At 63.4% G+C, this 21,197-nt stretch carries 17 protein-coding genes and 2 pseudogenes; 14 read left to right on the plus strand and 5 right to left on the minus strand.

From position 1 onward, the window contains the following. Nucleotide 1 precedes the first annotated feature (1 nt). On the minus strand, nt 2-475 hold the full coding sequence (locus IAE37_RS00840) for a MarR family winged helix-turn-helix transcriptional regulator (protein WP_201167397.1): 474 nt from the start codon (nt 473-475) through the stop codon (nt 2-4). 219 nt (nt 476-694) lie between these two features. Here IAE37_RS00840 and IAE37_RS00845 point away from each other — a divergent pair, with 219 nt between their 5' ends. Next, a complete protein-coding gene (locus tag IAE37_RS00845) occupies nt 695-1,699 on the plus strand; it encodes a FecR family protein (RefSeq protein ID WP_201167399.1) in 1,005 nt (334 codons plus the stop codon). A 9-nt stretch (nt 1,700-1,708) separates the two neighbouring features. Here IAE37_RS00845 and IAE37_RS00850 read toward each other — a convergent pair whose 3' ends face one another. The 3 genes from IAE37_RS00850 to IAE37_RS00860 form a co-directional block, all read right to left on the minus strand. Continuing rightward, entirely contained in the window at nt 1,709-3,028 is a 1,320-nt protein-coding gene (locus IAE37_RS00850) for a Na+/H+ antiporter family protein (RefSeq protein WP_201167401.1), read from the minus strand. Between the two features lie 108 nt (nt 3,029-3,136). Then, nucleotides 3,137-3,529, minus strand: a complete 393-nt coding sequence (locus IAE37_RS00855) for a hypothetical protein (protein WP_201167403.1) — start codon at nt 3,527-3,529, stop codon at nt 3,137-3,139. After that, the gene (locus IAE37_RS00860; protein WP_201167405.1) at nt 3,522-4,916 is read right to left on the minus strand and encodes a PAAR domain-containing protein; all 1,395 of its coding nucleotides are present in this window, start codon (nt 4,914-4,916) and stop codon (nt 3,522-3,524) included. Before IAE37_RS00860 ends, IAE37_RS00855 begins: the two co-directional genes overlap by 8 nt. Before the next feature lie 645 nt (nt 4,917-5,561). On the opposite strand from IAE37_RS00860, the pseudogene IAE37_RS29115 reads away from it, so the two are divergent. From IAE37_RS29115 to IAE37_RS28690, 13 genes and pseudogenes are all read left to right on the plus strand, one after another. Then, nucleotides 5,562-6,527 (plus strand): annotated as a pseudogene (locus tag IAE37_RS29115) (PDC sensor domain-containing protein); the annotation flags it as partial. A gap of 102 nt (nt 6,528-6,629) precedes the next feature. Continuing rightward, nucleotides 6,630-7,385, plus strand: coding sequence for a methyl-accepting chemotaxis protein (locus IAE37_RS29120; RefSeq protein ID WP_442967753.1), 756 nt, complete (start codon nt 6,630-6,632; stop codon nt 7,383-7,385). Between the two features lie 85 nt (nt 7,386-7,470). Further along, nucleotides 7,471-8,487, plus strand: coding sequence for an ABC transporter substrate-binding protein (locus tag IAE37_RS00870; protein WP_201167411.1), 1,017 nt, complete (start codon nt 7,471-7,473; stop codon nt 8,485-8,487). Further along, nucleotides 8,484-9,332, plus strand: coding sequence for an ABC transporter permease (locus IAE37_RS00875; RefSeq protein ID WP_201167413.1), 849 nt, complete (start codon nt 8,484-8,486; stop codon nt 9,330-9,332). The genes IAE37_RS00870 and IAE37_RS00875 overlap by 4 nt, the downstream gene beginning before the upstream one ends. Before the next feature lie 80 nt (nt 9,333-9,412). Further along, entirely contained in the window at nt 9,413-10,024 is a 612-nt protein-coding gene (locus tag IAE37_RS00880; protein WP_201167415.1) for a cell wall hydrolase, read from the plus strand. Nucleotides 10,025-10,271: 247 nt separating this feature from the next. Then, on the plus strand, nt 10,272-11,123 hold the full coding sequence (locus tag IAE37_RS00885) for a CAP domain-containing protein (RefSeq protein WP_201167417.1): 852 nt from the start codon (nt 10,272-10,274) through the stop codon (nt 11,121-11,123). 61 nt (nt 11,124-11,184) lie between these two features. Beyond that, a complete protein-coding gene (locus IAE37_RS00890; RefSeq protein WP_201167432.1) occupies nt 11,185-11,796 on the plus strand; it encodes a LysE family translocator in 612 nt (203 codons plus the stop codon). Between the two features lie 209 nt (nt 11,797-12,005). Beyond that, the gene (locus IAE37_RS00895; protein ID WP_201167434.1) at nt 12,006-12,353 is read left to right on the plus strand and encodes a cupin domain-containing protein; all 348 of its coding nucleotides are present in this window, start codon (nt 12,006-12,008) and stop codon (nt 12,351-12,353) included. A 336-nt stretch (nt 12,354-12,689) separates the two neighbouring features. Beyond that, nucleotides 12,690-15,107: a glucose/quinate/shikimate family membrane-bound PQQ-dependent dehydrogenase gene (locus IAE37_RS00900; RefSeq protein WP_201167436.1), complete on the plus strand. Its 2,418-nt coding sequence runs from the start codon at nt 12,690-12,692 to the stop codon at nt 15,105-15,107. Between the two features lie 127 nt (nt 15,108-15,234). Further along, entirely contained in the window at nt 15,235-16,503 is a 1,269-nt protein-coding gene (locus IAE37_RS00905) for a carbohydrate porin (protein ID WP_201167438.1), read from the plus strand. A 134-nt stretch (nt 16,504-16,637) separates the two neighbouring features. Next, nucleotides 16,638-18,140 (plus strand): basic amino acid/polyamine antiporter, encoded by a 1,503-nt coding sequence (locus IAE37_RS00910; protein WP_201167440.1) that lies wholly within the window; start codon nt 16,638-16,640, stop codon nt 18,138-18,140. Between the two features lie 104 nt (nt 18,141-18,244). Next, nucleotides 18,245-18,631 (plus strand): VOC family protein, encoded by a 387-nt coding sequence (locus IAE37_RS00915; RefSeq protein WP_201167443.1) that lies wholly within the window; start codon nt 18,245-18,247, stop codon nt 18,629-18,631. A 77-nt stretch (nt 18,632-18,708) separates the two neighbouring features. Then, nucleotides 18,709-19,269: pseudogene (locus IAE37_RS28690) on the plus strand (hypothetical protein); the annotation flags it as partial. 72 nt (nt 19,270-19,341) lie between these two features. Here the strand turns inward: IAE37_RS28690 and IAE37_RS00920 are convergent. Continuing rightward, the gene (locus IAE37_RS00920; RefSeq protein WP_201167445.1) at nt 19,342-21,021 is read right to left on the minus strand and encodes an MFS transporter; all 1,680 of its coding nucleotides are present in this window, start codon (nt 21,019-21,021) and stop codon (nt 19,342-19,344) included. Nucleotides 21,022-21,197 lie beyond the last annotated feature (176 nt).

Below are 21,197 nucleotides of genomic sequence, written 5' to 3' on the forward strand. Positions count from 1 at the left end.
ATCAACGATCGCCGAAGCGGCGGATCATCAGCGGGTCGCCGGCGTTCACCAGCAACTTGGTCAACAGGCTTTCGAGGGTGGCGAGCTCCTCGGGTTGCAGTACGCCGACCAGCTCGTTCATTGCCGCCGCACCGATCTCCGGCAGGCGATTGGCCACCCGCCGCCCTTCCTCGGTCAGCGCCAGGCGGACCTGGCGGCGGTCTTCGGCGCAGCGATCACGCAGAACCAGGCCCTTCTGCACCAGGCGGTCGAGCATGCGTGTCATCGAACCGCTGTCCAGGCCCAGGTAGCGGCACAGCTCGGCCGGCGTATCCACCTGGTACTGGGTGACGATGATCAGCACCTTGAACTGCGCGGCGGTGATGCCCTCGGACTCCAGGTGCGAGTCGAGAACACGGTCCTTGAGCAACGCAGCACGCCCCAGCAGCACGCCAATGGCACAGGTTTCGAAGTTTTCCGGGGTGAAGTGAGGCATCGGCAACGACTCGGACAATTGTGTGCAAATATTACTGCCTAGGCAGTGAATGTCAAAGCCTTGATTAGCAAGCTACGCAAATACCTCGCTGGCGGCCGCCGCACGGATTGGAATCACTCCCATTTCCGACGAAAAAACAGCCAACTGATAGTCATTCGCCATTACGACGTTTATCGATACACCCTTGCGAGGTTAGAATGCGCAAAACCCGGAGCCGCAATGAACCACGACCGCCTCAACAACAACCCCGACGATGCCGTCACCGATGCCGCCGCGCAGTGGTGCATGCGCCTGCACGCGGATGACTGCACGGCCGCCGAGCGCGAGGCGTTCGCGCATTGGCTCGCAGCCGATGCCAGGCACCGCGTCGAGTACGAGGCGATGCTGGAGATCTGGGACACCGCCGACCTGTTGCCGCGTACGGCCACGGTGGTCGAGTTCAACCCGCCGCGTGCGGTCGCCCGCGCGCGAAACTGGCGCCCTCTCGCCTCGGCGGCGGCCATCGCCCTGGCGGTCTTGCCCCTGGCTGGCTGGATGGGTTGGGAACAAGGCTGGCTGCCAAACCGTTACCAGCATTTCGAGGCTGGCGGCCAGCCGCAGACCGTGCAGCTGAGCGACGGCAGTATCGTCGAGCTGAACCTCAACACCGCGTTGAGCTTCCTCAACTACAAGGATCAGCGCAAGGTCACCCTCGACCACGGCGAGGCCTTCTTCAAGGTCACGCACGACAGCACGCACCCGTTCATCGTTCACGCCGGCACCGGCCAGACGCGGGTGACCGGTACCCAGTTCAACGTCTGGAAATACCAGGATCAGGTCAAGGTGACGCTGGTGGAAGGCTCGGTGCTGGTCAGCAGCACCGGCAGTGCCGGCGGCTATCGCCTGAGCCCGGGCATGCAGGCCAGCTACCATGCCGGCGACTTCGACCCGCAACTGGCCCAGAGCGACGACGACGGCAATAGCCTGGCCTGGCGCAGCGGCAAGCTGATCCTCGACAATCTCAGCCTCGACCAGGCCCTGCCAGTGATCAACCGCTACCTCGATGCACCGCTGTTGCTGGCCGACGAGGCCACCGGGCGCATTCGCATCAGCGGTGTCTACAACACCCGGGAAGTGGGCCGGCTGGTGGACAACCTGCCCAAGGTGCTACCGGTCTACCTGACCCGCAGCAACGACGGCAGTACCGTGCTCAACCGCATTTCCCCGCCGCCTGGCAAGGGTTGAACCGCTGCCCTACAACACCATCGCCGCCAGCCAGCCGAACGCCAGCAGCGGCAGGTTGTAATGGATGAAGGTCGGCACCACGGTGTCCCAGATGTGATGATGCTGCCCATCGACATTGAGCCCCGAGGTTGGCCCCAAGGTCGAGTCCGAAGCCGGTGAGCCGGCGTCCCCCAAGGCACCGGCGGTGCCGACGATGCACACCGTGGCCAGCGGGTCGAAGCCCAGTTGCACGCACAATGGCACGAAGATGGCGGCGAGGATCGGTACCGTCGAGAACGAAGAGCCGATGCCCATGGTAACCAGTAGCCCCACCAGCAGCATCAACAAGGCACCGACGGCCTGGCTGTGGCCGATCCACCGCGCTGCAGCCTCGACCAGGCTGTTGACCTCGCCGGTGGCTTTCATCACATCGGCGAAGCCGGAGGCGGCGATCATGATGAAGCCGATCATGGCCATCATCTTCATGCCTTCGGTGAACAGGTCGTCGGTGTCCTTCCAGCGCACGATGCCCGACAGCGAGAACACCAGAAACCCAACCATGGCGCCGACGATCATCGAGCCCAGCCACAGCTGGATGATGAACGCCAGGGCAATGGCCAGGCCGGCCACCAGGAGGGTCAGTGGGTTGTATGCCACGCTCACCTGCTCGACCTGCTCGATGCGGGCCAGGTCGTAGTCACGCTTGCGGCGGTAGCTGACGAATACTGCCAGCAACAGGCCGGCGAGCATGCCGGCCGCCGGGATGGCCATGGCGTGGGTGACATTGACCCCACTGATGTCGACTCCGGCACGGGCGACGTTGGCCAGCAGGATCTGGTTGAGGAAGATGTTACCGAAGCCCACCGGCAGGAACATGTACGGGGTGATCAGGCCGAAGGTGATCACGCAGGCCACCAGCCGCCGGTCGATGCGCAGGCGCGTCAGCACATACAGCAGCGGCGGCACCAGCAGCGGGATGAAGGCGATATGGATGGGCAGGACGTTCTGTGATGCAACGGCCACCACCAGCAGCAGGCCGATCAGCAACCATTTGACCCTGCCTCCCTCGGCATGGCCCTGGCGATCGATCATCTCCAGGGCGCGGTCGGCCAGCGCATGGGCCAGGCCGGATTTGGCGATGGCCACGGCGAAGGCGCCGAGCAAGGCGTAGGATAGCGCCACCGTAGCGCCGCCGCCGAGACCGCCATTGAAGGCCTTGAGCGTGCCCTCGATCCCCAATCCGCCCACCAGCCCACCGACCAGGGCGCCGATGATCAAAGCGATGACCACATGCACGCGTGAGAGGCTGAGGACCAGCATGATGCCGACGGCGGCGATCACTGCATTCATGGTTTGGCTTTCCTTGTTGCGACAGAAAAAAAGCGCGCACTCTGCAGGAGTGGGGGGTGGATGTCAAAGTAGCTGAGCGTGGCCGTGAAGCGGCGGCGCCCCTTGTGATTACTTAAAGTTAAAAAAAGCCCAGCCAAACACCAGCCAGGTGAAGCCTATCAGATTCAGCCAGAACGCAACCGATAGTCTTCGTTTTAAGTTTGCGGGGAACGCTTCCAATTCAGCCGTATCGATTGTTCCCGTGCATGAAATCAACCAAGGAAACCCCACGTAACCACTTATCGTGCAGACAACCAACCAACGCCACTTAAAACCTCCATCGCCCCAAGCGCTTTTGATAGATTCCAAATAAACATTACTGGTAATAGCCGAACACGCAACATCGTAGTCCTTTGTAAGCGTCGTATAGGCAGTCATCATAAACGCGGAAGTGGTCAAGATGAACGGTGTGATGAGGACAAATAGTTTAGCAGTCACTGACCATTGCGAAATATCAATCATTGGTGGCCTCGTAGAGCGTTTCGCCTGTCCACTCCCCGACTGCAGCACCAGCGTTACTACCTGCGAAGCCAGCTCCCCCCACCAAAACAATTCCGCACATCGGCGCCGCCAACCCCCTTGTGCCGATCGTCAACACGCTACACAAAGTACCCGATACAAGTGATGTGAGCGCTGCACCGGCACTCGCCCCTGCAACTCCGCCTGTAAAATTTCCCGCTTCGGTCAAGCGTATTTTCTTGCATTCTTCAGTCTCACCATAACGGCAAACTTCCTGCACCTTCAAATAAGACGACGCGCCACCCAGGCCAACAGCAGCGTAACCTCCATACTTGATATACTTACCGAGCTTAGCAACTCTCTCCAAGTGTGTGGCGTAGCCAGGAATCTGCCCCGGCGCACCGGCTTTGCTCCAATGGTGAACAAGGCTTTTGGTAGAAATATTCAAACTCTTTCTGAGTCGCTCGTAGCTTCCGAGATTCAATCGCTTGTTGAGGAATGCCGATCTCAGCTGTTTGTCCAGCGTCGCTAACAATTCACGTCGCTGAGCGAAGAACCCAGCACTATTCAGATGACCATGCTGCCGAAACTCCCGCTGATGCAGTTGCTCTATCTTCTTCAACGTCTCTTGGACCTGTTTAAGCCCCTGTTCCAGCCCATCCTTCCCCACACCCATTGACTGACTGGCATCACTGAGCAACCCGGCAATCTCCGCCTGGTGCCGCATCATGAAATCGGATTCGGCAAAATCGAGGGCAGCCAGGGCACGCCGTGCGTGCTCGGCAGCCGCCATCAGTTCACCCTCCTCGCGGGTGCAGGCATCTCCGTAGTCCGGGTCACCGATGACGAAGATCTCCCCAGCCTTGAAGCCATGTTCGAATGTGGGGTTCAGACGCCGCAGATACGAAATCGGCAGGGTGGAGTCGTATTCTGCGAGCTCCAGCAATACGTGCTGGAACGACATGCTCCGAGGCACTATGTAGAAACCTGGTTGCACAATACCGCGTGCCGATTCCATTCGCGCCAACGGGAGCTCGGGGCTCAGGCTGCCGCTGCCTGCCGCCAGCTGGTTAGAGCGGGCGACAATCGGCTGCCTGGCTGGAGGCATTTCACCCAGTGGCGCGACGACCCGATTGGTGCCCTCTGGGCAGCCGCAATTCACCAGGGCGCCATCAACGGCCACTGGCTGGCCATCGGAAATGAAATGCCATACCCCTTCCGCGACCCTGCCTTCCAGCCCGCATAACGGACAAGGGGTGGTCAGGTCTCCCTGCCTCAGTACCAGACGCCCCTCACAGATGTATCCCTCTCCTGTGGCGATGCAGACGGCCCCTGTGGTGGTGTGGTCACCGTCTACTGCCTGACCCAGACCGTCTATGTTGACGCGCATTGGCATGTTCCCTTTGCATGGATGGATGCCGGGAACCTAGCAGTTGCAGTGGGGTATTTAGTGCGGCGAACAGCAATTAGGAGTAGTCCTACAAATCATAAGGAACTGTCTTTCAGAACGAGGCGGATTTGAGGGCCTCTTCGCGGGTAAACCCGCTCCTACAGGTACACCGCCGAACTCGGAAACTCAGGAAATCCTGTAGGAGCGGGTTTACCCGCGAAGGGGCCAGCGAGGCAGCAAAATTAATACGTACGTACCAATAAAGTAGCCACCGCCGCCGCCGATACACAGGCAAGCCACCTTCCAATTCCAAGGGTCCACCCCATGCCTCTGCGCCAACTTTCCATCCAATGGAAGATCACGCTGCTCGCCGGCCTCTGCCTGGCCGGTATCGTCACCCTGCTCGTCGGCCTTTCGCTGTACCGCATGGACCACAGCTCCGACTTGGTCAAGGCGAGCAGTTCGCAGATGCTTTCCGAAGCAGCCCAGTCACGGATCGAGTCGCAAGGCCAGGTGCAGGCGCTGAACATCCGTCGCCAGTTCATGGATGCCTACCAGTACGGGGCTGGTTTCGCCCGGCAGGTGCTGTTCCTGCGCGAACAGGCGGAGAAACGCTTCATCGATGCCTTCGACCTGCGCGAGGACATGACTCGCCAGGTGCACGCCGCCCTGCAAGCCAACCCGGAGCTGCTTGGCCTGTCGCTGACCTTCGAGCGCAATGCCCTGGACAACAAAGACAGCCTGTTCGCCAACCAGGAAGCGCTTGGCAGCAACGAGACCGGTCGCTTCGCCCTGTATTGGTCGCAGCCTCACGCCGGCAAGCTGACCGCCATGGCGCTGCCCGAGCGCGACATGGCCAACACCGAGATCGGCGCGGGCGATCAACCTGCCAACGCCTGGTGGGCCTGCCCACGCGAGACCGCCAAGGTGTGCGTCACAGAGCCGTATTTCTACGACATCGAGGGCCAACGCGTACTGATGACCAGCATCGCGTTCCCGCTGGTAGCCGAGGGCAAGGTCATCGCCGTGCTCTCGGTCGACATCAATCTCAATAGTCTGCAGGCCTTGAGCCAGGAAGCCAGCCGCGGGTTGTACGAAGGCCGCACCACGGTGAGCATTCTCAGCCCGGCGGGCCTGCTTGCCGGCTACAGTGCCGATGCCAGCAAGCTGGCCCAACGCTTGGAACAGGTCGACCCGCGGCAGGGGGCCGAGCTGGTGCGCAAACTGGCCGAGGGCAAGCTGAGCATCACTCACGATCAGCAGCGGATGAAAGTGCTGGGCGCCTTCTCGCCGATCCCGGGCAGCAAGCCTTGGGGGGTGTTGCTGGATGTTCCGGAGGATGCCCTCACCGGCCCGGCCGACGCCCTCAAGCACGAACTCGATGAGCTGAACACCAGCGGCACCCTGCTCGAACTGGGCCTGGGCCTGGCTGCGGCGGTGCTCGGCCTGCTGATGATCTGGCTGATGGCCCGCGGCGTGACCCGGCCGATCCTCGGTGTGGCCGCCATGCTCAAGGACATCGCCAGCGGCGAAGGCGACCTGACCCGCCGCCTCGACTACACCAAGCAGGACGAACTGGGCGAGCTGGCCAGCTGGTTCAACCGCTTCCTCGACAAGCTGCAACCGACCATCGCCGAGGTCAAGCGTTCGGTACAGGATGCCCGTGGCACCGCCGACCGCTCATCGGCCATCGCCACCGAGACCAGCGCCGGCATGGAGCAGCAGTACCGTCAGGTCGACCAGGTGGCCACGGCGTCCAACGAGATGAGCGCCACCGCCCAGGACGTCGCCCGCAGTGCCGCTCAAGCCGCCCAGGCAGCCCGTGAAGCCGACCAGGCGACCCGCGAAGGCCTGGCGGTGATAGAACGCACCACCCGCAGCATCGACAGCCTGGCTGCGGAAATGGCCAATGCCATGGCCGAGGTGGAGGGCCTGGCGCACAACAGCGAGCGCATCGGCTCGGTGCTCGAGGTGATCCGCTCGATCGCCGAGCAGACCAACCTGCTGGCCCTCAACGCCGCCATCGAGGCGGCCCGTGCCGGTGAAGCCGGGCGCGGCTTCGCCGTGGTCGCCGACGAGGTGCGCAACCTGGCACGCCGCACCCAGGAATCGGTGGAGGAAACCCGCCAGGTCATCGAGACCCTGCAGAGCGGTACCCGCGAAGTGGTCGACGCGATGGACAACAGCCACCGCCAGGCCCAAGGCGGCGTCGAGCAGGTCGGCCAGGCGGTTAGCGCATTGCAGCGCATCGGCCAGGCCGTGACGGTGATCACCGACATGAACCTGCAGATCGCTTCGGCCGCCGAGGAGCAGAGCGCGGTGGCCGAGGAGATCAACAACAATGTCGCAACCATCCGCGATGTCACCGAGTCGCTGTCGGGCCAGGCCAACGAGTCGGCACGCGTCAGCCAGTCGCTGAACAGCCTGGCCAACCAACAGCAGGCGCTGATGGACCAGTTCCGCGTCTGATGCGTCCCGCGGGGCCCGCGCGGCCCCGCAACCCTCGTCGTCTACACTTTTTCGGACCGCAAGGATCCGCAAGCGACGAGGGCTCATGAAAACGATTCCCACCCTGCTGGCCGGCCTGCTGCTGGGCGTCGGCCTGGCCAGCACCGACACCGCCGCCTCGAAAGACCCAGCTGCCCCCATCCACTTCGGCGCCATCGGCTGGGAAAGCGGCGCCTTCACCACTGAAATCCTGCGCTTGATCGCCGAGCACGGCTACGGCTATGCAACCGACACTCTCCCCGGCAGCACCGTGAGCATGGAAGTCGCCCTCGCGCGCAACGATCTGCAAGTCATTGCCGAGGAATGGGCCGGACGCAGCCCCGCCTGGGTCAAGGCCGAGCAGGCCGGCCAGGTGTTCGCCCTGGGCGACACGGTGAAAAACGCCGAGGAAGGCTGGTGGGTGCCTACCTATGTGATCAAGGGCGACCCCGCCCGTGGCCTCAAGCCGCTTGCGCCCGAGCTGCGCAGCGTCGATGACCTCAAGCGCTACCCACAGGTGTTCCGTGACCCCGAATCGCCTGACAGGGGCCGCTTTCTCAACAGCCCGAGCGGCTGGACCTCGGAAACGGTCAACAGCCAGAAACTCAAGGCCTACGGGCTCGACGGCCTGTACAACAACTTTCGCAGCGGTTCCGGCGCCGCGCTGGATGCCGAGATCGCCTCCTCCATCCGCCGCGGCCAGCCGGTGCTGTTCTACTACTGGAGCCCTTCACCGTTGATCGGCCGCTACGACCTGATGCGCCTGGCAGAGCCTGCCTATGATGCCAAAGCCTGGGCCACCCTGATGGATGCCAGAAACCCGAACCCGCAGGGCAGCCAATCGCTGCCGGCAAAACTGTCGATCGGCGTGTCCAAGGCGTTTCGCGAGGGCTACCCAGACCTGGTGGCCGTGTTCGAGAACGTCGACCTGCCCATCGATCGCCTGAACAAGGCGTTGGCACAGATGAACGAAACCCGCCAACCACCGCGAGAAGCCGCGAAGGCCTTCCTGCGTGCCAACCCGGACGTGTGGAAGCCCTGGCTGCCGGCCGAGCACGCGGCCAAGGTGGAGGCCGGCCTATGAGTGGCGGCTTCCCCGAAGCCTTCACGTTGTCGTTTGCCGACACCATCAATGGCTGGGTCGACTGGCTGGTCGTGCACTATGGCGACCAGCTGCGCAGTGTCTCCGATCGGTTGCTGGCACTGCTGGTAGGCCTGGAAAACCTGCTGCGCCTGCTGCCCTGGTGGCTGCTGTTGCTGCTGGTCGGGCTGCTGGCCTGGCATGCCAGCCGCAGCCTCTTGCGCAGCATCGGGCTGGTCGCCTTGCTGGGATTCATCGGCACGCTCGGGCTGTGGGACAAGCTGTTGCAGACCTTGGCCCTGGTACTGGTGAGCACGGGTTTGTGCGTGCTGGTGGGCGTGCCACTGGGCATTCTCCTGGCCACCCGCCCGCTGGCCCGGCGCCTGGTGCTGCCGGTGCTGGACGTCATGCAGACCTTGCCGGCGTTCGTCTACCTGATCCCGGTGCTGATGCTGTTTGGCCTGGGCAAGGTGCCGGCGGTTTTCGCCACGCTCATCTACGCCCTGCCGCCACTGGTACGGCTGACCGAACTGGGCCTTGGGCAAATCGACCCATCACTGCTCAAGGCCGCCCACGGCCTTGGCGCCAATCGCTGGCAGCGCCTGCGCCGGGTAGCCTTGCCCCTGGCGTTGCCAAGTATCATGGCTGGGCTCAACCAGTCGGTGATGATGGCGCTGTCGATGGTGGTGGTGGCATCGATGATTGGCGCCCGCGGCCTGGGCGAAGATGTGCTGGCCGGCATCCAGACGCTCAACGTCGGCCAGGGCGTGGAGGCTGGGCTGGCGATCGTCGCGCTGGCCATGGTCATCGACCGCATCAGCCAGGCCTATGGCCGCACGCGGCACTGAGTCGTCAATCATGCCCGGGCAGGCCAAGTCGATTGCGTTTGGCTAGACTGTGATTCAGCCCACAGTTCGAGAGCTCGACCATGCGCCTGACGGGGATGGTGATCGGCTTGACCGCAGCCTTGCTGGCTACCCCCCTGGCCGCCGCCGAGACGGCCAAGGCGGCTGTCGCCGAAGACAAGGCCGAGGCCCTCGAGGAAAAGGTGGTGGAAGACGCCGCGCCACCCAAGCCGCGGGAAAAACTGACCACGGGCGAGGTGCACGCCGTGGACCCGGCTGGCCAGTCGCCGCTGGATGACAGCATCACCTGCCTGGCCCGGACCATCTACTGGGAAGCCAAGGGCGCCGACGACAAGGACATGGGCGCGGTGGCCAGCGTGGTGCTCAATCGGCTGGGGCACGACGGTTTCCCCGACACGGTCTGTGGTGTGGTCAAACAAGGCGTCGAGACCCGCGCGTGCCAATTTTCCTGGTGGTGCGACGGTCGCCCCGATCAGGTCGAGGAACCTCAGCGGTACGACATCGCCAAGGAGATCGCGCGCAAAGCGCTCAACCAGCAACTCAAGGACCCCACCGGGGGCGCCCTCTACTTCCACGACCGTCAGGTCCACCCGGACTGGACCAGGGCCTACCGCAAGACCGCCGAGACCCGCCACTTCATTTTCTACAAGCCGAACCAGGCCCTCGCCCGCTGATCCGCAACGCCAACGGAACAGCCAACCCCAGGCATGGTCGATGAAACAAGGCAGTGCGCCAGATAGCAACAAGAATGATTCAAAAAATGTCGCACTTTTCCTACCCTGGGTGGTCTACTCATGCTTTTGCCGCCAACACCCTTTGCCGGCCTTTCTTTTGCTTTGCACATGACCGGGGCCAAAAGCCACGGGCTTGTGTAGGATGAGCAGCGCACACCACGACGCTGCCAGTCATAGGGAGATCCACATGCGCGTCCTGTCATCCGTTGCCGCCTTGTCGGCAGGGCTGGTCGTCTCGACCGCGGCCCTGGCCATTACCGGCGAAGAGGCGCAACTGATCGATTCGATCAACGTCTACCGCAGCCAGGCCCAGCCCTGCGGCGGCGAAGCGTCGCTGGAACTGCCCCCGCTCAACAGTGACACCCGACTGGCCCTGTCGCCAGAGGGCACCCGTGACCTGCAGCAGGCCATGACCCGCGCCGCGTACCCGATGGTCAACGTCCAGGCCATCAGCCTGTCCGGCCCTCGCGACGCCCGCGCGGCCATGCATGCCATCGAGGAAAGCTTCTGCCAGGTGGTGCTCGACCCGCAATTCGTCGATATCGGCGTCAGCCAGGAAGGCCGCGACTGGCGCATCGTGCTGGCCCGCCCGCTGCTCAGCGGGCGCCTGGGCGACTGGCAGGCCGAGGGGCAGAAAGTGCTGCAAGAGGTCAACGCCGCACGCAAGGTCCCACGCCAATGCGGTGGCCAGCCGTTCGCCGCCGCCCCGGCCCTGACCTGGAACACCACCCTGGCCGGCGTGGCGGCCAACCACACCCGGGCCATGGCGAACCAGAACTTCTTCGACCATATCGACCACGACAACCGCACGCCGGGTGATCGCGCCGAGCTGGCCGGCTACCTGTACCAGCAGATCGGCGAGAACATCGCCGCCGGCCGCGACACCGCGCGCAAGGTGGTCGATGGCTGGCTGGCCAGCCCAGGCCACTGCGCCACCCTGATGAATCCTGATTACCGGGAAATGGGCGCTGCCTACGCAACCGACCCGAAAAGCGACGCAGGTATCTATTGGACCGGCCTGTTCGGTACGCCACAATGACCACGCCGGGCACTCGCCCGGTCTTCATTGGCCGTACATGACCGCAAAGGGCTGACCGCACATGGCACTCGACACCTGGCTCATCTACCTGCTCGCCAGCATTGGCTTGTCCCTCACCCCAGGCCCCAACAGCTTGCTGGCCCTGACCCACGGCGCGATCTACGGGGCGCGGCGCACGCTGTTCACCATCGCGGGCGGGATGATCGGCTTCAGTGCCCTGATCGCCCTGGCCATGTTCGGCCTGACCGCCCTGCTGCAAACCAGCGCCTCGGTGCTGACCGTCCTCAAGTGGGTGGGCGGCGCCTACCTGGTGTGGCTCGGTATCCAGCTGTGGCGCAGCCCCGCCCTGCACCTGGAAAGCACCGCGCAGGCGGCCCAGTTGAGCAATGCCGGGCTGCTACGCCAGGGCCTGCTGTCGGCCATGGCCAACCCCAAGGTCCTGCTGTTCTACGGTGCGTTCCTGCCACAGTTCATCGACCCGCAACGCGGCCTGCTGGTGCAGTTCGTGGTAATGGCGGCGACCTTCGCCGGCGTGGAATGCCTGGTCGAGTACCTGCTGGCACGCATGGCCTTCCGTATCCGGCCCTGGCTGGCCCGAGGTGGCAAGCGCTTCAACCGCTGCTGCGGCAGTCTTTTCGCGCTGATCGGGGTGGCGCTGCCGCTGGGGCGCTGAGCCTGCGGGAAGATGCTGGCCTTGTGCTCAGGCATCCGCCGAGGCAGGGTCAGCGCCAGCAGCAGGATGATCCCGAGCATGATCGCCGCCGCACCTATGCCCAGTATCCAAATCAGAGAACGGTCCTACAATCAGCGTGGACGGTCAAGGAGCGCGGCCGAGGGGCAACGCGTCCATAGTGGAATACCACCTTCCTAGTGAGCTTCCCAATGACACCCACCAACTTGCTGACTCCCCACCCCACCCGCGATCCCGCAGCCGCCGAATGGATCGACACCCTGCTGCAACGCCCCGGCCTGCGCATCGAGCGCATCATCTCTCATGGCCAGGCCAGTCCGCCCGGACTCTGGTACGACCAGCCCGAAGGCGAATGGATCCTCCTGCTCAGCGGCAGCGCTGGCCTGCGTTTCGACGGGGCCGAACACACCTGCCTGTTGGTCGCCGGTGATTGCCTCGACATCCCTGCCCACTGCCGTCATCGCGTCGAGTGGACTGCCCAGGATACCCCGACCGTGTGGCTGGCAGTGTTCTATGGCGGCGAAGCCCCCGACGCCTGAAACGCCTTCAACCACACGGTCCTCGGCCATCGAGTACGGCGATGGCCGCGCGGTCCATGGTCACTGCCGGCTACAGATTCTGACCACGCCGGGCCTGCATGTCGCTTGCCAGCAGACAGCGAGCCCTGTGATAGACAAAAGTCTAAGTCGTCCCACATACGCAATTGAATCCGTTCATGAACAAACGTGCATTTTTAGCCGCTTGATCTAGAGTTTTCAGTGCCTCTTGGTAAGTTCAACTCTGCGACAATCAGCCTCACAAGATTATGTACCAACTTGTTAATTAGCTTGCTAAGAGCTTAAACTGCGCCGATTCCACCTGCTGAGATTCCTGGCATGAACGAAACACAGCGCGCCTCTGGCGCCACCACTTTCATCCTGGCCGGCCTGGGCGTGATCATCGCCCTGCTTGGCCTTCTCCTCGCCGCCGGCGGCATCAAGCTCGCTGGCCTGGGCGGTTCCTGGTACTTCCTGATCGGCGGCCTGGCCATGGCCATTGCCGGCGTGCTGATTGCCCGACGCAAGCGTGCCGGGGCGTGGCTGTATGGCGTGTTCCTGCTCGGCACCGTCATCTGGGCACTGATCGACGCAGGTCTGGTGTTCTGGCCGCTGTTCTCGCGCCTGTTCATGTTCGCCGCCATCGGCATGGTCGTGGCCCTGGTCTACCCAATGCTGGCGCGTGCCAGCGGTGGCAGTGCCGGCCGTGGCGCCTATGGTCTGGCCGGTGTGCTGGCCGTGGCGCTGGTGATCGCCGCCGGCAACATGTTCGTCGCACACCCGAGCGTCGCGCCCAACGGCAAGGGCCCAGGCATGACCCCGGTCGAAGCCGGCAAGCAGCAAAAGGACTGGGCCCACTACGGCAACACCGAAGGTGGCAGCCGCTTCGCCGCGCTCGATCAGATCAACCGCGACAACGTCGACAAGCTCAAGGTGGCCTGGACCTACCACACCGGTGATGTCGCCATCAGTGACGGCAACGGTGCCGAAGACCAGCTGACCCCCCTGCAGATCGGCAGCAAGGTGTTCATCTGCACCCCGCACAACAACCTCATCGCCCTCGATGCCGACACCGGCAAGGAGCTGTGGAAGAACGAGATCAACGCCCAGTCCAAGGTCTGGCAGCGTTGCCGCGGCATGGCCTACTTCGACGCCACCACCGCCATTGCCCAGCCGACCCAGCCGAACAGCTCGCCGATCACCGGCGGTAGCGTGGCGGCCGGTGCCAACTGCCAGCGTCGCCTGCTGACCAACACCATCGACGGCCGCCTGATCGCCGTCGACGCGGACAACGGCGAGTTCTGCCAGGGCTTTGGCAACAATGGCCAAGTCGACCTCAAGGCGGGCCTGGGTGACGTACCCGACTCCTACTACCAGCTGTCTTCCGCGCCATTGATGGCCGGCACCACCGTGGTGGTCGGCGGCCGTGTCGCCGACAACGTCCAGACCGACATGCCAGGCGGTGTGATTCGTGGTTTCGATGTGATCACGGGGGCCATGAAATGGGCCTTCGACCCGGGCAACCCGGAAGACCGCAAAGCGCCAACCGACGGCAGCACCTATGTGCGCAGCACCCCCAATAGCTGGGCGCCGATGTCCTACGATCCGGACATGAACACCGTATTCCTGCCGATGGGCTCATCGTCCACCGACATCTATGGTGTCGAACGCAGCCAGCTCGACCACACCTACGGTGCCTCGGTACTGGCCCTGGACGCTACCACCGGCAACCAGAAGTGGGTGTTCCAGACCGTGCACAACGATCTCTGGGACTTCGACCTGCCCATGCAGCCGAGCCTGATCGACTTCACCAAGGACGACGGCAAGACCGTGCCTGCGGTAGTGATCGGCACCAAGGCCGGGCAGATCTACGTGCTCGACCGCGCCACCGGCAAGCCACTGACCCAGGTCGACGAGGTTCCGGTCAAGCCAAGCAATATCCCCAACGAGCCTTACTCCCCGACCCAGCCGAAATCGGTGGGCATGCCGCAGATCGGGGCGCAAACCCTGACCGAGTCGGACATGTGGGGCGCCACCCCGTACGATCAGTTGCTGTGCCGCATCGACTTCAAGAAGATGCGCTACGACGGCCTGTACACAGCGCCGGGCTCGGACCTGTCGTTGAGCTTCCCGGGTTCGCTGGGCGGCATGAACTGGGGCAGCATCTCCACTGACCCGGTACACGGCTTCATTTTCGTCAATGACATGCGCCTGGGCCTGTGGATCCAGATGATCCCGTCGCAGAACAAGGGTGACGCCGCCTCCGGTGGCGAGGCGCTGAATACCGGCATGGGCGCCGTGCCGCTCAAGGGCACGCCTTATGCCGTGAACAAGAACCGCTTCCTGTCGGTCGCCGGTATTCCTTGCCAGGCACCGCCATTCGGTACCCTGACCGCCGTCGACATGAAGACCCGCCAGATCGCCTGGCAGGTGCCGGTCGGTACCGTCGAAGACACCGGTCCACTGGGCATCCGCATGCACCTGCCGATCAAGATCGGCCTGCCGACCCTCGGCGGCACCCTGTCCACCCAAGGCGGCCTGGTATTCATCGCCGGCACCCAGGACTTCTACCTGCGCGCCTACGACAGCAGCAACGGTAACGAAATCTGGAAAGCCCGCCTGCCCGTCGGTAGCCAGGGTGGCCCGATGACCTACGTTTCGCCGAAGACCGGCAAACAGTATGTAGTGATCACCGCCGGCGGTGCGCGCCAGTCGACTGATCGTGGCGACTACGTGATTTCTTACGCTCTGCCGTAATACCGCGTCGCTCCGTTGGCGGGTGAACCCGCTCCCACAGGATCTACACTGCCCATGCTGATGGCGCAGTTCCTGTGGGGGCGGGTTCACCCGCGAACAGCCCCCAAGAACAACACGAGACATAGCAATGCCATCCGCTATCCGCATCACCCCTACCCTGCTGCTGGCCCTTGCCAGCACTTCTGCCCTGGCCGACGGCGACCTCATGAACCGCAGCACCATGACCGGTGACTGGGGCGGCCTGCGCCATCAGCTCGAAGAAGACGGCGTCAAGTTCACTGGCGACTACAGCGGTGAAACCGCCTACAACGCCCACGGCGGCTTGCACCGCTCGGCGCGCTATTCACAGAACCTCAAGCTTGGCGTGCAGTTCGACCTGTCGAAACTGTATGGCCTGGAGAACGGCGGCAAGGTCCAGCTGACCATCAACGACCGGCGCGGCAACAGCGCCTCCGAAGACCTGGTCGGCAACCGCCTGCCGATCCAGGAAAACTACGGTGGCCTCTACACCCGCCTGACCGAACTGAGCTACGAGCGCACCCTGTTCACCCCGGCGCTCAACGTCAAGCTTGGCTACATGGCCATGGGCAACGACCTCGGCGGCCTCGACAGCGGCATCCTGTGCAACTTCATGAACGCCGGGTTCTGCGGTCACCCGCTGAACATGTCCGGCGGCAGTGGCTGGACCAACTACCCCAACGCCCACTTGGGCGTGCGCGTGAAGTACGATCTTTCGCCGTCCTGGCAACTGCGCGTGGCAGCGTTCAACGTCGACCCCGAGAGCAACGGCAACTCCAGCCGCGCGTGGCACCTGGGGCCCAAGCACACCACCGGTACCGTGGTACCTGTGGAGCTGGTGTACAAGCTGCAGGGCGAGCTGCCGGGCGAGTACAAGCTGGGCTACTACTACGACAGCTCCGACGTGAAGCGCATCGGCAGCGACAAGCAAGTGTCCGGCCGCAGTGGCCACTACCTGTTGGTCGACCAGGCGGTGTGGAGCGACGATGCCTCGCCAGGTCGCAGCCTGCATGCCTTTGGCCAGTACTCGGCATCGAGCGAGGCGGCCTCGCCGTTCACCAAGTGGTACGGCGCTGGCGTGGTCCTGTACAAACCATTCGAAGGTCGCCCGCGCGATACCCTGGCCCTGGGCTATGGCCGCGCCGTGCCAAATCCACGCAGCCGTGACCTGCTGGAAGACGCCGCGCTCAATGCCGGCGAGCAGTTCCCCAACATCGACAGCGCCGAGCAGCTGATCGAACTGAGCTATGGCTACCAGGCCACACCGTGGCTGAACCTGCGCCCTGATGTGCAATACATCATCGAGCCGGGAGCCTTCTCCGGCCAGGACATCGACAATGCCCTGGTGGTCGGCCTGCAAGTCAAGGCCACCTTCTGACATCCGCAGGGCCGCGGTGCGGCCCTATCGCGGGCAACCGGTTCCTGCAGGGGCCGGTACCACCAAAACGCAAACTGGCAGCTGCCCCGCCCTCGGTCTTTACTGAACCCTTCTAATCTGGGGAAACACGACCGATGAGCAGCGCAACGGAAAGCAAACTCAATGTCTGGTCGCTCACCGCTCTGGTGGTGGGCTCGATGGTCGGTGCCGGGATCTTCTCCTTGCCGGCCACTTTCGGCCGCGCCACCGGCGGGCTCGGCGCGATCATCGCCTGGTGCATCGCTGGCGCCGGCATGCTCATGCTGGCATTCGTCTTCCAGACCCTGGCGCGTCGCAGGCCCGACCTGGACTCCGGCATCTACGCCTACGCCAATGCCGGCTTCGGCAGCTATCTGGGCTTCGCCTCGGCATTCGGCTTCTGGGCGGGCACCTGCATCGGCAACGTGTCCTATTTCATTCTGATCAAATCGACCCTCGGGGCGTTCTTCCCGGTGTTCGGTGATGGCAACACCGTGGTGGCCATTGCCGTGTCGTCGGTGCTGCTGTGGGGCTTTCACTTCCTGGTGCTGCGCGGCGTGCAGGGGGCGGCGGTGATCAATACCATCGCGACGGTGGCCAAGATGATCCCGATCCTGGTGTTCATCGTGGTCATCATCGCCGCCTTCGACAGCGACCTGTTCAGCCAGAACTTCTGGGGCAGCGCGGCCGCCGGCCCGGCGGCCGACCTTGCGCATCTGGACGACTACGGCCGGGTCGGCCATGCCGCCGTGGACATGGTTGCACCGAGCGAATCACTGTTCGACCAGGTGCGCAGCACCATGCTGGTCACGGTCTTCGTATTTCTCGGTATCGAAGGCGCCAGCGTCTATTCGCGTTATGCGCGCAATCGCCGCGACGTGGGCATCGCTACGGTGCTGGGCTTCATCGGTGTACTGTGCCTGCTGGTGCTGATCACCCTGCTCAGCTATGGCGTGATGCTGCGCCCGGAACTCGCCGGCCTGCGCCAGCCATCGATGGCGGGCGTGCTGGAAGCCATTGTCGGCCGCTGGGGCGCGATCTTCATCAGCATCGGGCTGATCATCTCGGTACTCGGCGCCTATCTGTCGTGGACCCTGCTGGCGGCCGAAGTGCTTTACTCTGCGGCCCACGACCAGGCCATGCCGACCTTCCTCACCCAGGAGAACGACCATCGGGTGCCGTCCTCGGCGCTATGGCTGACCACCTTGTTCGTCCAGCTGTTCCTGCTGCTCACCTGGTTCACCGAGTACGCCTTCACCCTTGCCCTGGAGCTCACCAGCTCGCTGACGCTGATCCCCTACCTGCTGGTTGCGGCCTATGGGCTGAAGTTGGCTGCAAACCGCGAAACCTACGAAAACGCACCCGGCGAGCGCAGCAAGGACCTGCTGATCGCCTTGCTGGCCACAGCCTACGCGGCACTGATGGTCTGGGCCGGCGGGCTGAAGTACCTGCTGCTGTCGGCACTGATCTACGGGCCAGGCACGCTGCTGTATATCAAGGCGCGCCGCGAACGGCAGCGCCAGGTGTTCAATGGCTTCGAGCGGGTGGTGTTCGGCGTGGTGCTGCTGGGCGCCCTGATCGCGCTGTATGGCCTGGTCAGCGGCGCGATCGGGATCTGACTGACGCGCGCCGCTCAGGCGCCCCGGAGGCAACCCGTCTCGCTGGTGAAATGGGCCAGAACGTCTTTACTTGTTGAGTAAGGTCTCCAGGAAGGTGTGCGCCTATGAAGATCGTAGTCACCAGTATCCTCGTCGACGACCAGGCCAAGGCCCTGGCTTTCTACCACTACGTGCTCGGTTTCGAGCCAAAGCATGATATCGCCATGGGCCAGCATCGCTGGCTGACCCTCACCTCACCCAAGGACCCTGACGGCGTCGAACTGCTGCTCGAGCCCGATGCGCACCCTGCGGCAAGGACCTACAAGGCAGCCTTGAAGCACGACGGCATACCAGCCGCCTCGTTTGGCGTGCGCGACATTCAGGCGGAGTACACGCGGCTGTGCAAGGCGGGCGTGAGGTTCACAAAGGAGCCCACCGCCCTTGGCCCGGTGACGATCGCAGTGTTCGACGACACCTGCGGCAACCTGATCCAGATCGCCCAGAAGCACTGAACATCGGCCTGTGGCAGGCCGCGGTTCGGTTCGCTACATTTGCAGCTGTTACCCGTGCGCCACGACAAGGAAAACAAATGCGCCACGAATTCAGCGAAGTCCTCAACGACCTGGTCGACTATTTCCTGCTTGGCGACATTCAGTTGCTCGACCACTTCAAGCACGAACATCACCTCCCCGACGACCTGGCCACCGAGTTCACCCATACCGACAGTGGTGACCGCGCGGTGCGCGAGGGTGTGGTGGTGCCCTTGGCCGGGATCGACAACCTGCCCTATCACATCATCTTCACCCTCGACGGCCACCCCCCCGCCCTGGGCGAACCCGGCAGCCGCCTGAAACACCATCGTACAGGGTACGTACTACGTATCGAGAACCGCGCCGTGATGCTGTACACCTGGCGCATCCTTCAGCACTTCACCAACAAGACCCTGGGCGATCTGTTGGCGCGCTACCAAGTGCCGGGAAGGCCGATCATCGAGCTGGACAACGGCTGGTACGATGTGGAGGTGCTCGCGGGCGCAGTGGTGCGTGACGGCTTGTACGAGCCGGCGTTCGAGTTCGTGCTGAACAAACGTTGGAGCCGGGGTGAGGCAGATGTGGATACCGGCTACGCGTTCAGCCTGCGCGGGTATTTCTTTTTATTCGGGCCCGACCGGCCCTCTCCGCCCCCACCCGCCGCGAAGAGGCCACTACCGGCTACCTCACCCTCACGCGTGGTTGATATCCCGATCCTTGGTCTCCGGCAGGAAGAAAATCCCCAACACGGCCGTCATCACCGCAATCACGATCGGATACCACAACCCGTAGTAGATATCACCAGTCGCCGCCACCATGGCAAATGCCACCGTCGGCAGGAAGCCACCGAACCAACCGTTACCGATGTGATACGGCAGCGACATGGAGGTATAGCGGATACGTGCCGGGAACAACTCCACCAGCCAGGCGGCGATCGGGCCATAGACCATGGTCACGTAGATCACCAACACGGTCAGCAGCAACAGCACCATCGGGTAGTGGATCTTCGCCGGGTCGGCCTTCTCTGGATACCCTGCTTCCTTGAGTGCGCCGCCCAGGGTGGCGGTGAAGGCATCGTTCTGCACCTTGAAGTCGGCCGCCGCCAGGCGGCTGCCATCGAAGCTCGGCAGCACCCGCTCACCAATGCGAATCTGCGTCAGGCTACCGGGTTCGGCTGCTTCGTTGGTGTAAGGAATCGCCCGTTTGGCCAACAGGCTCTTGGCGATGTCGCAAGAGCTGGTGAATTTGGCCTTGCCCACCGGATCGAACTGGAAGGCGCATTGGCCAGGGTCTGCCACCACTACCACCGGGTTCTGTTCCTGAGCCACGAACACGTTGGGGTTGCCGTACTCGGTCAGCGCCTTGAAGATCGGAAAGTAAGTGAGCGCGGCGATGATGCAGCCGGCCATGATGATCTTCTTGCGGCCGATACGGTCCGACAGGCTGCCGAAGAAGATGAAGAACGGAGTGCCGATCAGCAACGATCCGGCAATCAGCAGGTTGGCGGTCTGCGGGTCGATCTTGAGCGTCTGCAACAGGAAGAACAGCGCATAGAACTGCCCGGTGTACCACACCACCGCCTGACCGGCGGTGCCGCCCAGCAGCGACATGATCACCACCTTGAGGTTCTCCCAGCGGGCGAAGGACTCGGTCAGCGGCGCTTTGGACGCCTTGCCCTCGGCCTTCATCTTCAGGAACACCGGCGACTCGTTGAGCTGCATGCGGATGTACACCGAGATCGCCAGCAGCAGGATCGACAGCAGAAACGGAATGCGCCAGCCCCAGGCCTCGAAGGCCTCGGTGCCCATCGCCGTGCGGCAGGCGAGGATCACCAGCAGGGAGAGAAACAGGCCGAGTGTCGCGGTGGTCTGGATCCAGGCAGTGAAGAACCCTCGCCGCCCTTTGGGCGCATGCTCCGCCACGTAGGTGGCCGCGCCGCCGTACTCGCCGCCCAGCGCCAGCCCCTGGAGCAGACGCAGAGTGATGAGGATCACTGGCGCAGCCACGCCGATGGCCGCGTAGCTGGGCAGCAGCCCCACCACTGCAGTGGACAGGCCCATGATGACAATGGTGATCAGAAAGGTGTACTTGCGCCCGATCATGTCCCCCAGCCGGCCGAACACGATGGCACCGAACGGTCGTACGGCAAAGCCTGCGGCGAACGCCAGCAAGGCGAAGATGAACGAGGTGGTTTCATTGACCCCGGCGAAGAAGTGCTTGGCGATGATCGCCGCCAGCGAGCCGTACAGGTAGAAGTCGTACCATTCGAACACCGTGCCCAGGGACGAAGCAAAAATGACCTTGCGCTCCTCCTTGGTGATACCGCGTTGGGGCGCGCTACTGCCCGTGGATGCGCTGTCGAGAACCGCCATGGGATGCCTCCGTCGTGTCGTTATCGCAGGCCGGAGCACCTCATACCCATTCAACCGTCGTACCCGGGCCTCAGGGCTTGCCTCGGATCGAGACAAGGTATCTGAAGCATAATCGGCTTTGCCGGGATATCCACTGGCCAGTACGCGCGCTGACACGAACGGCGCCTTCACTGCAG

The organism is Pseudomonas sp. S31 (assembly GCF_016648105.1).
Taxonomy (GTDB): domain Bacteria; phylum Pseudomonadota; class Gammaproteobacteria; order Pseudomonadales; family Pseudomonadaceae; genus Aquipseudomonas.